Genomic DNA, 15,097 nt, shown 5'->3' with positions numbered 1-15,097 from the left:
GCCGGGCGGGAGGCCCGTCCCCCGTTCGACGGATCCGTCGCGACTCGCTCGACACGCTCCCGGCAATGGGCGTCCCGGCGGTGCGCTCCCCCTACCGTTGCCCCATGGGATTCGGGACCTGGGGCGGCGGCGTCGTGCTGCTCGTGGCGGCAGTGCTCTGGGTCGTGTACCTGATGCCCGCGTGGGCTGCGCGACGTCAGTACCTGGCGACCGAGCGGAACGCGATCCGCCTGCAGCAGACCCTCCGCATCCTGGCGCAGACCGCCGAACTGCCCGACGAGGTCCGCGTGGAGATGAACGCGAAGTCCCTCGCCGAGGCGCAGCGCGTCGCCCGGTCGGAAGAGGCCAAGCGCGCCGCCATCGTCCGCGCCCACGAAGCCGCACGGCAGCGGGAGATCACCCGTCGTCTGGCCGCGCAGGCGCCCGTGCTCGAGCAGGTGTCGTCCGTGCCCGCACTCACCGCGATGCGGATGCGTCGCTCGCGCCTCGGCGCCACGACCCTCGGCGCGCTCGGACTCCTCACGGCGATCGTCGTCCTCGTCGCCGCACCCGGCGCCTGGATCCTCGCCGTCGCCGGACTCGTCGCGGTCGGTGGCTCCGCCGCGGTGCTCGCGCAGCTGCACCAGGTCGCCACCGCTCGTCGACGTCGGGCCGCAGCCGGCGCGCCGGAGCAGCGCCGGGCCTCCCGTCCGGCCACCACCTGGACGGACCCCGCGCCGCCGCTGTCGGCCGAGCAGCCCGAGGCCGCGCCGGCCGAGCGCACCTGGACGCCCGGGGCGGTCCCCAAGCCGCTGTACGTGCAGGCGCCCACGGCGCCCGAGCCGTCGCCGGAGTCGTCGGCCGTGCTCGCCGCGCGGCTGCGGGAGCGTGTCGCGCAGGCGAAGGCCGAGGCGGACGCCGAGGCGGCCGCGATCCGGGCGGCCGGGTCCGACCCGTCGCTGGCGCGGGTGTCGCGGATGCGTGCGGACGTCGAGGACGCCGCGGCGGCACTGTCCTCGCACGACCAGGGGCGGCTCGCGGAGCGGCTCGGGCTCCGCGCGGCGCCCGCGTCGGTGGCTCGGTCCGGGTCGTCGTCGTCGTCCTCGTCGTCGCCCGCGGAATCGTCCGGGTCGGACTCGTCCGCTCCTCGTGACGTCCCGGCTGCACCCCCCGGCCCGCCCAGCCGCTGGGCCGGCATGGGTGTCCTCGGCGACGACGCGTACGGACAGACCGACCTCGATGCGATCCTGCGTCGGCGTCGCGCGGTCTGACCGGTAGCGGCACGCCCGACCGCTGCGACTCGATTTCGGGTTCGCTGCACCGCGGTGCTATCGTGGTCGAGCACTTGGGGCTATGGCGCAGTTGGTAGCGCGTCTCGTTCGCAATGAGAAGGTCAGGGGTTCGAATCCCCTTAGCTCCACCAGGTAGCAGCACACAGGCTCGGAACCGTTCGGTTCCGGGCCTGACGTGTTCCCGCCGTCGCATCCGGCTCTCCACAGGTCTCGTCCTGGGGCTGTCGGCGCGCCACACCCGGCCCCTAGACTCCTGCTGCGCCCGGCCCGGGCGGACACCAGGGGAGTGCCATGCACCGTTTCACACGAGCGCTCGCGACCATCGCGGCAGCAGTCGTCGTCTCGACGGGGTTCGTCGTCGGCCCGGTCGCGTCAGCCTCCGCCGCGGTCCCCGCCGCCGGGACGACGGGCGCGACGACCGCACCGGCGACGACGGCACCGGCGACGACGGCACCGGCGACGACGGCACCGGGCTTCGGGCGCTACACGCCGCTCGCGGCACCGACCGTCTGGCGGGGCACCGTGCGGACGACGCCGACGACGGTCACACTCCCCGGGATCCCGGCGACGGCGACCGCCGCGACGCTCGTCGTGCAGGTCGCCGCCCCCACGGCAGCCGGCGTCGTCTCGGTCGTGCCGGTCGGCAGCGCCGACCGTCCGCCCCTGCAGGACTACGTGCGCGGCCGCGCGGTCGCCGGCACGACCACCGTGGCGGTCTCCGGCGGCCGGGTCCAGGTGGTGCTCTCGGCAGGGACGGCGACGGTCTCGCTCGTCGTCGCCGGGTCGTACGGCAGCAGCGGGTCCACCTACGCACCGGTGACCGCCGCGTCGCTCTTCTCCGGGACCGTCGCGGCGACCAGACCCACCACCGTCCGCGTCACCGGTCGGGCCGGCGTGCCGGTCGGGGCGACCGCCGCGGTCCTCGACGTCCGGGTCAGCAGCCCGGCGGGGGCCGGCAGCGTGAGCGTCACCGCGCAGGGCGTGTCGAACCGGGCCGCCGTCACCCAGGCGTTCTCGTCGAAGGGCCTGTCGATCGCGAACACCGCGACGGTGCGACTGCCCGCGAGCGGCGCGGTCGACGTCCGCACCTCGGGCGTCGCCTCGGGTGTCACGGTCACCGTCGTCGGCTACTGGTCGGCGAAGGCCTCCGGTCTGGTGTTCGTGCCCGCCGACGGCGGACGGGTCGCCTCGACCACCGTCAGTTCGACGGTGCAGCGGGTGCGTGTCGCCGGCGCCGGCGGCATCCCGACGACCGCACGAGCCGCCGTGTTGACCGCCCGGACGAAGGGGCTCAGCGCCAGCGGCTGGTTCCACGTCGGCGCAGCCGGTGCCGCCGTGGCCACGACCCAGGTGGTCGCGAAGTCGCAGTCGCTCGCCGCGACCGTGACCGTACCGATCGCCCCGACCGGCACCGTGCAGACGCGGGCCAAGGCCGGCCGCGGGGCACTCAACCTGGACGCGGTCGGCTACTTCGTCGACGGGTCCTCCGGCGTCGGCACCGGCGCGGACGTGTCGTACCCGCAGTGCGGCTCGGCGTTGCCGACCGATCAGGCGTTCGGTGTCGTGGGGGTGAACGCCGCCCTGGCGAACACCACGAACCCGTGCTTCAGCAGCCAGCTCGCCTGGGCAGGTCTCTCGGCCGGTGGGACCGCCCAGCCGAAGGCCCAGCTCTACGTGCTCTTCGCGAACCCCGCCGCCGCGGCCGCCTCGACCTGGCCGACGTCGAACGTGTTCAAGGGGTACGCGCCGAAGAACCCGTACGGTTCGTGCTCGACCCGCGCCGGCGGGAAGCCGCAGAACAGCCCGGCGTGCTCCTTCCTCTACGGGTACGCCCTCGGCGGTGACGACACGACGAAGCGCGGTGTCGCGAACCCGGGCTCCCACCGCTGGTGGATCGACGTCGAGACGCAGTTCTCCCACCAGACCGACACCGCCCTGAACCGGACCGTGCTCGAGGGCATGATCGCCGGGCTGCAGAGCGGCGGCGCGAAGTCCATCGGGTTCTACTCGACGGCAAGCCAGTGGGCGACCGTCGCCGGCGTCGTCCCGAAGACCAGCACGGCGTACGGCCGCAGCAGTTGGATCGCCGTCGGCCCGGGCACGCTCGCCGCGGCGCAGAAGGCGTGCTCCGCGCCCGGGCTCGCCGGTGGCAAGACCGCGATGACCCAGTACGTCACCACGTTCGGGAAGACGACGATCGACCGTGACGTCTCCTGCACCTGAGTCGGCCTGACCGGGGCGGGCTGCTCGCGGGTGGTCCGTCCTTGCGGCGGCCGGGGCGCACTGGCACCATGAGCCCCGGACGAAGGAGCCCATCGTGACCTCACGACTCAACCCGTACCTCGGATTCCGCGACGACGCCCGGCAGGCGCTGGAGTTCTACCGATCGGTGTTCGGCGGCGATCTGCGCATCGGGACCTTCGCCGAGATGGGAGCCGTCCAGGACCCCGCCGATGCGGACAAGATCATGCACGGGCAGCTCGAGACCACCCGGGGCTACGTGCTCATGGCGTCGGACACCCCGTCGTCGATGAGCCGGTCGGACACGAACAACATCTCGATGTCACTCTCCGGCGACGGTGCGGACGCCGACGACCTCCGCGGGTACTTCGCGGCGCTCTCCGACGCCGGCACGGTCCTCGAGCCGCTGACCCAGGCACCGTGGGGTGACGAGTTCGGCATCGTCACGGACCGGTTCGGGATCACGTGGCTCGTGAACATCACCGTGGCGCCACCGACGCCGCACCCGGCGACGCCGCACCAGGCGACGCCCGAGCAGCCCGAGGCCTGAACGGCCTGGCACCTGATCGCCCTGGCTCCTGATCTGCCGCGAGCCTGACCAGCCGCGGCCGGACCGGTCCGAGTCCGCCGAGTCGGTGGTCGATCTCACGACTGCGTCGCCTAGCCTGGGACGCGTCATGACTGCCCCGATCACGCGCCGTACCCTCCTGTCCCTCGCCGGCATCACCGGGGTCGGCTTCGTCGCCGCTGCCTGCTCGTCCGACGGCCCGGGTGCCGGGTCCTCGACGACCCGCGCTACGGGGGCCGCCGGCTCCGGTGACGCCTCGAGGCCGGCGGAGGGCTCCGGCGCGAAGCCGACGGCCACGTCCGTGGAGCCCGCCGAGGTCCCGCTCGCCGGCGGTGTGACCGTGACGGTCTCCGGCACGGGGCTCGCCGCAGTGGCGGGGGTCACGGTCGGCGGTGTCGCTGCCCGCGACGTGTCGGCCACCGCGACGACGGTCACCTTCACCGCCCCGCACCAGGCGATGTACACGGCCGGATCGGCGGACGTGGCACTGTTCACGACGGCGGTACAGCCGGTCCCCTCGGTGAACCAGACGTCCGACGGCAACGGCAGCGCGGCCAACGACGGGCAGGTCGGCGCGACGCAGGACTCGGCCACCGCGACGCCGACCCCGACGGCGGCTGCCGTGCCCGACACGAGCTCCGCGGTCGTCACCACCACGGTGGCCTACGCCGCGAAGACCGACGTCGACCGGCAGCTGCAGTACGCCATGCGGCACTGGTCGGACTACAACACGGCCGAGTACGGCACGATGAACCCGATCGGTGGGGACTGCGCGAACTACGTGAACCAGACGCTCCAGGCCCGCGGGTGGCAGCAGCGCAGCGACTGGTACAACCGAGCCGGCGGTGCACAGCACTCGGCCACCTGGACCTACTGCCCGGCGATGGACCCGTGGCTCGACCAGAACGCCTCGGCGTTCGGCCTGACCCGGCGGACGTCCGACGAGCGCCAGCACGTGAAGGTCGGCGACATCGTCATGTTCGACTGGAACGCGAACGGGTCGCCGGACCACACGACCATCGTGTCCGAGGTGTTCACCGAGCCCGACGGCACCATCCGCATCAAGTCGGCGAGCCACAACCAGGACGGACCGTACCGGGACCTCGACGAGATGATCACGGTGCAGCACCCGGGTGGGACCGCCTGGTTCCACACGTTCGACGCCTAGCGGCGGCCGGCGGGAGGCCCGCACCCCTCAGGGGAATCCGAGGAACCAGAGCAGCACGACCGCGACGGCCTGCAGGCACACGCCCGTCACGAGCCACCCCACCGCCCGGCGTCGAGTCGCCAGGAACACGTCCGACCCGAGCAGCGGTGCGGCGGGCATGAGCAGCCGGGGCAGGCTCTGCTGCGGCAGGAACACCGCGACGAGGTAGGCGACGTAGGCGACCACGAAGCCGAGCACCTCCGGACCGAGCGCCCGGACCTCACGTCGCCCGAGGAACCACGCCGTGGCCGCGAGGACGACCACGACGAGGACGAGTCCCGCCGGCCCGAGCCACCGTCCGGCCATCAGGAACCACGGGGTCAGCGGCGTGAAGTCGACCCGGCCGACGAACCCGACCCACCAGGACAGCTCCGTGTCGAGGTACGCCCCGGGCCGCCCGGTGACCGCCGACGCGACGACGGGCCAGGCGAGCCCGGCCGCGGCCACCACCAGACCGGCGACGACGACCGCCACCCGTTCGCGCCACGGGAACGTCTGCTGGACGCCGGCCGGTGCTCCGGCAGCGCGACGGGCAGCGATCCACCGGACGACGAGGTGCACGGCGAGCGCCACCGCCAGGGCCAGCACGCCCGGCCGGGTGAACGCGGCGACCACCCCGAGCACCGCCACCAGCCAGTACCGCCGCCGGACGAGCGCGAGCAGCGCCCCGAACAGCAGCAGCAGGAACATGCTCTCGGCGTAGGCGACCTGCAGCAGGTACCCGGTGGCCCCGAACGCGAAGAGCGCCGTCGCCCACCGGGCACGGCGTTCATCGGCGACGGCGAGCACGAGGCGGAACAGCACCACGCACGCGCCCGCACCGCAGGCCGACGCGACCAGGACACCGGCCACCCAGAACGAGGCCCCGGTCGCGCTCATCACCGCGCGGACGACCCCGGGGAAGAGCGGCAGGAACGCCCACGGGTTCGGTACGACGTGGCCGGACCCGTCCGTCGGCAGGACGTGCGGGTACCCGTGGTCGGCGATGGTCCGGTAGAAGGACGCGTCCCACGAGCCGGAGAACGTGGCGAACGACGGATCGCGCCGGTACGAGGCGAAGTGCCACCCGTTCGTGGTCGCCAGCAGGTAGACGGTCCCGAGCAGGACGGTGCTGACCACCCGGGAGGCCAGCCACAGCAGCAGGGGAGTGGTCCACCCGCTGGAGGGGGCCTCCAGGACGGCCGTCACCGCCCGGCGGAGGCGGGTCGGTCCGGAGGCCCGGGTCGTCTCCAGCAGGTCCGTCACGCGCCCGATCCTCCCAGACGCACCGGGGTCAGCTCCCGGCACGACCGCCCTGCCGCCTCCGGTGTCAGCGTTCCGGCGTTCCGAGGACAGCGCGGCGGATCCGCTCGATCGGCTCCTTCGGCGTCCGGTCCGCGTTGAGGAGCCCGTTGGTCTCCTGCATCGTGTCGGTGAGCTGCGTCCAGCAACTGCCGGCCAGGAACGAGCTCGCCCGCACGGCGTCGTACAGGGCGGTGATGCGAGCGATCCAGTCGTCCCCGTCCGCCGCCGTCGTGTACCCCCAGGCATCGTCGCGCTGCACACCGGGCTGGTGGTTCACGCCACCGAACTCGGTCAGCATCACCGGCTGCCCGCGGTCCACCGCACCGCCCACCAGGACCAGGCGGTCGGCCGGTCCGAGACCCGCGAGGAGCCGGGTCCGCGCCTCGTCGTCGGCGTAGGTGTGTGCCAGACGGTCTCCGTCGCCTTCGTAGTCGTGCACCGAGACGATGTCGGAGTCCGGGTGTTCCCAGCCGTCGTTCGAGATGACCGGCCGGGTCGCGTCGAGCGCCCGGGTGACGTCTGCCAGCGCACGGGCGTACGCCTGCTGGGCGGGGTCGGTGGCGATGTGCTGCACGCCCCAGCTCTCGTTCGCCGGGACCCAGGTCACGATCGACGGGTGCGAGGCGTCCCGCTCCACGGCGTCCATCCACTCCCGCATCAGTCGCTGCACCGCGGTGGGGGAGAACGCGTAGGCACCCGGGGCCTCGCCCCAGACCATCAGCCCGAGCCGGTCGGCCCAGTACAGGAACCGCGGGTCCTCGATCTTCTGGTGGTTCCGCGCGGCGTTGAACCCGAGCTCCTTGATGAGCTCGACCTCCCGGCGCAGGGCCTGTCGTGTCGGAGCCGTCAGGTGCGAGTCCGGCCAGTAGCCCTGGTTGAGCACGCTCCGGACGTCGATGCTGCGGTCGTTGAGCAGGAACCGACCACCGCCGACCCGGGTGGTCCGGATGCCGAAGTAGGAGCTCACGGCGTCGAGCGGGCCACCCTCCGGGGCCAGCAGGGTCACGACGGCGTCGACCAGGTGCGGTGCGTCCGGGGTCCACTGCAGCTCCTGCTCCGCCTGACCGTTCGCCTGTCGGGCGATCGGCACGACGAGTTCGCTCTCGTGGGCGGTCGCACCGACGGTGGTCTCGACGGTGGCGAGGTGCTCGTCGTGTTCGGTCCAGGTCGCTTCGACCCGGAGGCGCGTGCCGACCGGGTGCGCACCGGTCAACCGGACGGTGAGGCGCATCGTCTCGTGGTCGACGTTCGTCCAGCGGAGCGAGCGGATCGCGGTGGCCGGGACGGCCTCGAGCCAGACGGTCTGCCAGATCCCGGTCGTGCGGCGGTACCAGATGTCGTGCGCCTGCTCGTGCCAGTCCTGCTTGCCGCGGGGCTGGGTGAGGTCGTGGGGGTCGTCCTCGGCGCGGACCACGAGGGTGTGGGGCGTGGTGGTGCCGGTGCCGAGCGCCTCGGTCACGTCGAGGGTGAAGGGCGTGTGGCCGCCCTCGTGCCCGCCGATGAACTGCCCGTCGATCCAGACCCGAGCGCGGTGGTCGACCGCGCCGAAGTGCAACAGCACTCGGGGTGCCTCGGCGCCGTGCCCGGCCGCCGCCAGGTCCGCCGCCGTGATCTGCCGCGAGTACCAGACGACCGGGTGGAAGCCCGGCTCGTCGATGCCCGAGGCGACGGACTCCGGCGGGAACGGCACCGTGATGTCGCGCGCGTCCGTGAACCCGTTCCGCCAGGCGGGGTCGTCACCGGTGTTGCGGAAGGACCAGGTGCCGTCGAGGTCCGCCCACGCGGACCGCATCATCTGGGGGCGCGGGTACTCGCCGTCCTGACGACTGGCGAGCGGGAGGGCCGTGGCGGCGTCGTTGCCGAGGTGCGCGTTCATGTCCCCATGCTGGCGGAAGCGGTACAGCGTTGTACAGGGCGTGGAGCGGACCTCGTGATCTGCGCGCTGGCCGCCGTGAGCAGCAGCGCGCACCGGGCCGGAAAGCGCGCCCCCCGCACTTCCGCAGCGCCTTGCGCGAACGCGCAAGAGTGCCCCGCAGCCCCTTGTCGCCTGGTCGGCGCTCCGCCTAGCGTCCTCAGCACGACGCCGTACCGACCGCCGTGTGAGCCACCCACTCGCCGACCGTCCGCGCCCGGCCACCCACCGAGCGCCCCGGATCATCCACCCTGCCAGTCCGAAGGACCCGAACCCATGGACACCCTGGCCGCGCTCGCCGCATCCCAGACATCGACCCAGGTCGTCATCGACCAGCTCGTCGCCTTCGGCCACGAAGCCCTCAAGTACGTGCCCGTCGGCATCGCCGGTGTGATCGTGTGGGCCCTGTGGCTCTACCGCGTCGTGCTGTCGGCGCGGGCGAAGCCGATCGTGAACGGCTTCCGCACCACGACCTCCGTCGTCGTGCCGAGCTACCACGAAGACCCCGACATCCTGCTCCGTTGCCTCGAGTCCTGGCGTTCGCAGAACCCCGACGAGATCATCATCGTGCTGGACGTCGCCGACACCGAGGCCTACCAGCGCATCGTCGCCGTGGGCGACCCGACCGTGAAACCGATCCTGTTCCACCACGTCGGCAAGCGCAGCGCCCTCGGCCAGGGCATCCGGCTCGCGCGGTACGACGTCGTCGTCCTCGTCGACTCCGACACCAGCTGGGAGCCGGGACTGCTCGAGAACGTGCAGATGCCCTTCGTGGACACCACCGTCGGCGGTGTCGGGACACAGCAGAACGTCTACCAGCGGAACTCGAGCATCTGGCGGATCATCGCCGACTGGCTCGTGAACCTGCGGTACTTCAACTACGTGCCAGCGATGGGCGCTGCCGGTGCCGTGCCCTGCCTGTCGGGACGCACCGCCGCGTACCGTCGCTCGGCAGTGCTGCCCGTGCTCGACAACCTCGAGAACGAGTTCTTCCTCGGCCGTCGCTGCGTCGCCGGCGACGACGGACGGCTGACCTGGCTGGTCCTCGCCTCGGGCTTCAAGACCGTGCACCAGGAGAGCGCGAAGGCCCTCTCGATGTTCCCGGCCACCGGCAAGGCGTTCTTCAAGCAGCGCATCCGCTGGAGCCGCAACTCGTACCGGACGTACCTGACGGCCATCGCCAAGGGGTGGATCTGGCGCGTGCCCTTCGTCACGAAGATCACCGTGCTGCAGATCATCCTGACGCCCGTGACCATGGGCATCACCATGTGGTACCTGCTGTTCAGCCGACTGGAGCTCAGCGTCATCGGCGCGGGGTTCACCCTCGCCTGGCTGCTCGCCGGTCGTGCCGTCCGTGGTTTCTCGAACCTGCGCCGTCACCCGCTCGACCTCTTCGTCCTGCCGATCCTGGCCGTCGTGGTGATCGTCATCGCCCTGCCGATCAAGGTGTTCTCGTTCATCACGATGAACAAGCAGGGCTGGCTGACCCGGCACGCCGACCAGATGGGCGGTGACGGACAGACCGCGGCGACCCTCGACGGTCCCGGCGCACGCCCGGCGGCACAGACCGTACTGACCCCGACCCCCGCTCCGGCCTTCGCGGCCACTGCGGCGCCGGCGGTGGGCGCGCCGACGATGGCAGCCTCCACGGTGGCAGCCCCGGCGATGGCAGCGGCCGCCGTCGCAGCGCCGACCACGGAAGCGGCGGCCGCGTCCCTCACCCCCGAGCCTGCCGCCGCGACCACCTCGGGGACGCAGCGCGCGTCGCAGCCGGCGACGAGCCTCCAGGCCGGAGAGGTGGCAGCAGCATGAGCACCGACCCGACCCGCACCACGTCCCTCCGTCGTCGCCGCATCGCCACCGCTTCCGCGCTGGCCCTGACGCTCGCCGGCGCCGGCGCCCTGTCCCTCCCGACCGCGGCACAGGCCGCGACCGCCGGGTCGACCCCGGACGCCGGAGCGTCGACCGTCGTCACGGGCGAGGCGTACCCCGGCAGCCCGAACAAGGAGGCCAAACTGGTCGCCGCCGAGAACGAACGCATCTACAACGTGCGAGCCCTCGCCTCGGCAGCGCGGTGGAGCGGCCTCGTGACCACGAAGCCGTACCGACTCGCCACGGGCAGTTCGTACACCCTGGTGCTCGTCGCCCGCGGTTCCGCGTACACCGTCGACGACCTCAAGCAGCTCGCGCCCTCCACGTTCGTCAAACAGCCCGACGGTTCGTACCTGCTCAGCGAGAACATCGTCGTGGAGAACGGCGCCACCCTGCAGCTCGCGAGCCCGGACGGCCTGCACATCCACATGGAGAGCGACGACCGCGGCTTCGTGTCGATCGTCACGCAGGCCGGAGCCCTGCAGATCGCCGGCTCCGCCAAGGCCCCGGTCACGATCGACTCGTGGGACCCGCAGGCCGGCAAGGTCGACACCGACACCACCGACGGTCGTGCCTACGTCCGCGTCCAGGGCGGAACGGCGACGCTGAGCTACGCGTCCTTCCGCGACCTCGGCTTCTGGAGCGGCACGACCGGCGGCGTCTCGCTCACCGGCACCGACCTGTCCACGCTCGATTCGGCGTCGGGCACCCAGGCGGCGAAGACCCTCCGCACCACGAAGGACGTCTTCGGCACCACCCTGCTCCCCACCGGTGCCGTCGACGGGACCACCCCGGGTGAGAGCACCGCCGCCGGGTCCTACAGCTTCGTCTCGGCGAAGATCCAGCACACCGAGTTCGACGGCAACGCGTACGGACTGTTCCTCACGAGCGCCGACGGGGTCGTGATGTCGGACTCCACGATCGAGAACTCGCTCATCGACGGCCTCGTGCTGCACCGTTACGTGACGAACAGCACGTTGTCCTCGGTCGACTCCCACGACAACGGGGTGGACGGGATCAAGATGACCCGCGCCTCCACCGGCATCGTGCTCAGCCAGGTGACCGCCAACCGGAACGGACGCAACGGCATCACGCTGAACGGCGGGGCGCTCGCCGACGGGCCGAACGCCGTCGGCATGCCCACCGGCGACTACGGCAACAACTCCCTCACCGACAGCACCGCGTCCGACAACGGGCGGTACGGTGTCGAGGTGCTCGGAGGCGAGAACGTCAAGGTGAGCGGTTCCACCATGGACCGCAACCGGATGGGCATCGTCGTCGGTCAGGACGCCGTGAAGACCATCGTGCGCAACAACGTCATCAAGGGCTCGACCCAGAACGGCATCTCGGTGCTCGACGGCGTCCGGGCCTCCGAGGTCAGCGACAACACGATCGCGGGCGCCGACATCGGGGTCTACAGCCGAGGCTCCGACGCCGACGTGGACGGCAACGAGATCTCCGGCGCGCGGACTCACGGCGTGACGGTCGTCGGCCCGTCGAAGGGCACGACCGTGACCGACAACTCGGTGTCCGGGCGCGGACCGAGTGCGATCGACCTCGCTCGCTCGGACCAGGCCGTTCAACACGGCAACACCACGACCGGCTGGCACTCCACCAAACCGCTGCTCGTGACGCTACGCGGCATCTTCCAGCCACTCACCGTGCTCTGGCTGATCCTGCTGCTCATCGTCCTGGTCGCAGCCATCGGTGGTGTCATCCGCGGCCGTCGGGGCGAGGCCCGCGAGCACCCGTACGCCAAACTCGCTCCCCTGTCCTCCTTCACCCGGGGCGTCGTCGACCCGACCACGCTGGGCCTGCCCGCCTCGCCGATCTCGTCGCCGATGGCGGAGGCCGGACCGCACCAGGCAGGTACGGGCCACGCAGCCGCGGACCAGGACGGCAGCCGGCGCGCAGCCCACGCAGCCCCGGCCGCAGACGTCGACGCGGCGCTCGCCGCGACGGGCCGGTGACGCGGATGACGAACCTGTTCGAACGACATCGCGTCCAGATCGTGTCCGGCGCCGTCGGTCTCGTGGCCGGAGCCGTGCTCATCGGCGGGATCTGGGGCGTCAGCGCCGCGGTCCGCGACCCCGAGACGGTCGCAGCGCCCGTGCCGACCTCCTCGGCGACCGCCGACCCCGGCCGCACGCCGAGTGCCAGCCGCACCCCGAAGCTCGGCACGCTGGATGACGACGGCGGATCCGACAGCGGGAAGTCCGACGAGGGCGGCGGCGCCACCAGCGGCACGGCGAACGGCTCCGCGGGGACGGCCACCGCCGCCCCGGCCGCCGCGTGCACGTCGCCGACCATCCGCGTCAGCACCTCGGACGCACTCACGTCCGCACTCGAGGACGCCGAGGCAGGGGACGTCATCGCCCTCGCCGACGGCACCTACGACGGGACCTTCGAGGGGACGGCGAAGGGCACGGCCAGCCAACCGATCGCCCTCTGTGGCGGGAGCGGGGCGGTCCTCGACGGCGGTGACCCGTCCGACGGCTACGTCATGCACCTCGACGGTGGTGCCTACTGGACGCTTTCCGGGTTCACGGTGCAGAACGGCCAGAAGGGCGTCATGCTCGACGACACGCAGCACTCGGTCCTCCAGGGGCTCACGGTCCGGAAGACCGGGGACGAGGCGGTGCACGTCCGCGGCAACAGCAGCGACAACACGGTGCGCGGCAACCACGTCTCCGAGACCGGACTGCGGAAGCCGCAGTTCGGCGAGGGCATCTACATCGGCTCGTCCAAGAACAACTGGTGCGACGTGTCCGACTGCAAGCCGGACCGCAGCGACCGGAACGTCGTCACGGAGAACACGGTCACGGGCACCGCAGCCGAGAACGTGGACATCAAGGAGGGGACGACCGGTGGTGTGCTGTCGGACAACTCCTTCGACGGTGCGGGCATGCAGGGGCAGAACCATGCGGACTCCTGGGTCGACGTGAAGGGCAACGGCTGGAGCGTCACCGGGAACCGCGGGGTGCACTCGATCCTCGACGGGTTCCAGACGCACGAGCTCCTGGACGGCTGGGGCACGGACAACACGTTCTCCGGCAACACCGTGGACCTCGGCAACAGCGACGGTGTGGCCTTCGCCTTCCGCCCGGTGCTCGGCAACACGGTGTCGTGTGACAACGACGTGGTCGGCTCGAACGAGTTCTCGACCACGAAGTGCACGCCCTGATCAGAGACGGGCGAGCAGCTCGCGCCCGCGTCTGAGCCGACGGTCGGCCCGCTGACGGCCGACCGTCGCGAGGACCCCGGCGGTGAAGTCCGCCTCGTGCCGCAGGGCCGCAACGGCGTTCGCGGCGTCCAGTCCGTCCCCCAGGGACGCCTGGGCCCGGCGGAGCCGGCCGAGGTGTCGGTGCGTGCCGGCAAACCCACCTGCAGCGTCGATCGCGAAGCGGAGCCGCCGCGCGGCCTTCCTGGCGTCGTGCAGCACCTCGAGGTCAGCAGACCGTGTCGCCGCGTCCCGCACCCGGCGCACGCGACGACGCTCCCGGTGGAGTCGCCGCTCGACGAAGGGTCGTACGGCGTCCCCGGCGCGCGGACCCGGCGGTGCGTCGGCGATGAGCGCGTCGAGTGCGTCCAGTGCGCCGAACCACTCGGCAGAGCACAGCACCTCGTCGAACCCTGCCGTCGCGTCCCCGTGCGCCGACCGCAGGCGGCCCACGAGTCCGGCGAGCGTCACGTCGTCGACGAGTCCCTCCGGCGCACGGCCCGCGAGCCTCTGGACCGAGGCGGCCAGGACCTCGGCGTCACGGACCGTCCCGGCAGCACGTCCGACGGCGCCGAGGCTCCGTCGCACCGACTCGCTGGCGTCGCGGTCGAGCGCGCCCCGGTAGACCACCAGGACGCTCCGGATCCGTCGGAGCGCCCCTCGGAGAGCGTGGACCGCGTCGGGTTCCCGGCGTCGGACGAGCGGGTCGAGCCGGACCGCGTCGGCGCGGAGCGTGGCCAGCGCGTCGACGACGAACCGGGCGGCCGTGCCGGATGGATGACGGTGCGACGTGGACGGCCGGCGGAGCGGTGCGAGCCGCGGTACCGGAGCGCGGTCGGCAGCACCGCCGCCGCCGTCCGTGTCCGGTCCGCCCGCGTCGGTGTCCGCATCCTCGGCCGCGTCCCGGAGCGCCCGCTCCACCCCGCGGACGAGCGCGTGGCCGCTGCCGTCGTCCGCCAGCGCCCACCAGCGACCGGCCCGGAGCACAGCCTCGTCCGGCGAGCCCTCGTCGACCCGGACGTCAGCGACCTCCGCCCGTACCCGGCCGTCCCGACTGTGCAGGACCAGGAGCGACGTCGTGGTGTCGCGCAACCGGACGACGGTCAGGGGCCGACCGCGCAGGTGCACCGCCAGTTCCGGGACCGGTGCGTCCGCGCTCCGGTCGGCGAGGTGCTCCGGACCCTCGCCGCGATCGACCGTCCAGGTGCCGTCCTCGCCGCGCACGAGCTCGACCCCGGCCGCGGCGAGCACCCCGTCGGACGTGTCCCAGACGGCCTCACGCACCATCACGTCCGGGACCCGCCCGACGACGTCCGCGTAGGGCTCGAGGGCGGGGAGTCGCCGGGCGTCCGGGACCCGCCAGGTCACGCGAGGAGCCGGGAAGTCGTCGTCGTGGGGATCGTCTCGCTGGTGCATGCGAGTCAGTGTCGTCCGGACCGCCCCGGCGCCGGGGCGGTCCCCGCGAACTGTGGACAGCCTCCCGGCCGGACCGCCCCTGTGCAGGGAGGGCGACACCGTCCTC

Annotated in this window: 10 protein-coding genes and 1 tRNA gene; 8 read left to right on the top strand and 3 right to left on the bottom strand. The window is 72.4% G+C overall.

Annotated features, from left to right (window positions below; all coding sequences use genetic code 11):
* Positions 1–104 precede the first annotated feature (104 nt).
* From DEJ24_RS07375 to DEJ24_RS07355, 5 genes are all read left to right on the top strand, one after another.
* Positions 105–1,250 carry a hypothetical protein gene (locus DEJ24_RS07375; RefSeq protein WP_111077978.1) on the top strand — a complete coding sequence of 382 codons (1,146 nt, stop codon included), beginning with the start codon at positions 105–107 and terminating at the stop codon, positions 1,248–1,250.
* Positions 1,251–1,326: 76 nt separating this feature from the next.
* Positions 1,327–1,402: transfer RNA gene (locus DEJ24_RS07370), tRNA-Ala, on the top strand.
* A 160-nt stretch (positions 1,403–1,562) separates the two neighbouring features.
* Positions 1,563–3,494 (top strand): hypothetical protein, encoded by a 1,932-nt coding sequence (locus DEJ24_RS07365; RefSeq protein ID WP_111077976.1) that lies wholly within the window; start codon positions 1,563–1,565, stop codon positions 3,492–3,494.
* 94 nt (positions 3,495–3,588) lie between these two features.
* Entirely contained in the window at positions 3,589–4,062 is a 474-nt protein-coding gene (locus DEJ24_RS07360) for a VOC family protein (protein ID WP_111077974.1), read from the top strand.
* A gap of 127 nt (positions 4,063–4,189) precedes the next feature.
* The gene (locus tag DEJ24_RS07355; RefSeq protein WP_111077972.1) at positions 4,190–5,248 is read left to right on the top strand and encodes an amidase domain-containing protein; all 1,059 of its coding nucleotides are present in this window, start codon (positions 4,190–4,192) and stop codon (positions 5,246–5,248) included.
* 27 nt (positions 5,249–5,275) lie between these two features.
* On the opposite strand, the gene DEJ24_RS07350 is transcribed toward DEJ24_RS07355, so the two are convergent.
* Entirely contained in the window at positions 5,276–6,532 is a 1,257-nt protein-coding gene (locus DEJ24_RS07350; RefSeq protein WP_258374755.1) for a hypothetical protein, read from the bottom strand.
* Positions 6,533–6,596: 64 nt separating this feature from the next.
* Positions 6,597–8,447 (bottom strand): glycoside hydrolase family 2 protein, encoded by a 1,851-nt coding sequence (locus tag DEJ24_RS07345; RefSeq protein WP_111077970.1) that lies wholly within the window; start codon positions 8,445–8,447, stop codon positions 6,597–6,599.
* 312 nt (positions 8,448–8,759) lie between these two features.
* Between DEJ24_RS07345 and DEJ24_RS07340 the strand changes: the two genes are divergently transcribed.
* Genes DEJ24_RS07340 through DEJ24_RS07330 form a run of 3 tightly spaced genes read left to right on the top strand, consistent with a single transcriptional unit; the run spans position 8,760 to position 13,539 of the window.
* Positions 8,760–10,295 (top strand): glycosyltransferase, encoded by a 1,536-nt coding sequence (locus DEJ24_RS07340; RefSeq protein ID WP_111077968.1) that lies wholly within the window; start codon positions 8,760–8,762, stop codon positions 10,293–10,295.
* The gene (locus DEJ24_RS07335) at positions 10,292–12,325 is read left to right on the top strand and encodes a right-handed parallel beta-helix repeat-containing protein (protein ID WP_111077966.1); all 2,034 of its coding nucleotides are present in this window, start codon (positions 10,292–10,294) and stop codon (positions 12,323–12,325) included. Before DEJ24_RS07340 ends, DEJ24_RS07335 begins: the two co-directional genes overlap by 4 nt.
* Positions 12,326–12,330: 5 nt before the next feature.
* Entirely contained in the window at positions 12,331–13,539 is a 1,209-nt protein-coding gene (locus tag DEJ24_RS07330) for a right-handed parallel beta-helix repeat-containing protein (RefSeq protein WP_111077964.1), read from the top strand.
* On the opposite strand, the gene DEJ24_RS07325 is transcribed toward DEJ24_RS07330, so the two are convergent.
* Positions 13,540–14,991, bottom strand: a complete 1,452-nt coding sequence (locus DEJ24_RS07325; RefSeq protein WP_181432970.1) for a CHAD domain-containing protein — start codon at positions 14,989–14,991, stop codon at positions 13,540–13,542.
* Positions 14,992–15,097: the final 106 nt, after the last annotated feature.

This window comes from Curtobacterium sp. MCPF17_001 (assembly GCF_003234615.1).
Classification (GTDB): Bacteria; Actinomycetota; Actinomycetes; order Actinomycetales; family Microbacteriaceae; genus Curtobacterium.
The sequence above is the reverse complement of the archived record's forward strand: the minus strand, read 5'-3'. Positions and strand labels throughout refer to the sequence as shown.

What these genes read in the sequence shown, in the direction of transcription:
- DEJ24_RS07335 (WP_111077966.1), top strand. Translation starts at nt 10,292, where the DNA reads ATGAGCACCGACCCGACCCGCACCACGTCCCTCCGTCGTCGCCGCATC.
- DEJ24_RS07330 (WP_111077964.1), top strand. Translation starts at nt 12,331, where the DNA reads ATGACGAACCTGTTCGAACGACATCGCGTCCAGATCGTGTCCGGCGCC.
- DEJ24_RS07375 (WP_111077978.1), top strand. Translation starts at nt 105, where the DNA reads ATGGGATTCGGGACCTGGGGCGGCGGCGTCGTGCTGCTCGTGGCGGCA.
- DEJ24_RS07340 (WP_111077968.1), top strand. Translation starts at nt 8,760, where the DNA reads ATGGACACCCTGGCCGCGCTCGCCGCATCCCAGACATCGACCCAGGTC.
- DEJ24_RS07345 (WP_111077970.1), bottom strand. Translation starts at nt 8,447, where the DNA reads ATGAACGCGCACCTCGGCAACGACGCCGCCACGGCCCTCCCGCTCGCC.
- DEJ24_RS07365 (WP_111077976.1), top strand. Translation starts at nt 1,563, where the DNA reads ATGCACCGTTTCACACGAGCGCTCGCGACCATCGCGGCAGCAGTCGTC.
- DEJ24_RS07325 (WP_181432970.1), bottom strand. Translation starts at nt 14,991, where the DNA reads ATGCACCAGCGAGACGATCCCCACGACGACGACTTCCCGGCTCCTCGC.
- DEJ24_RS07355 (WP_111077972.1), top strand. Translation starts at nt 4,190, where the DNA reads ATGACTGCCCCGATCACGCGCCGTACCCTCCTGTCCCTCGCCGGCATC.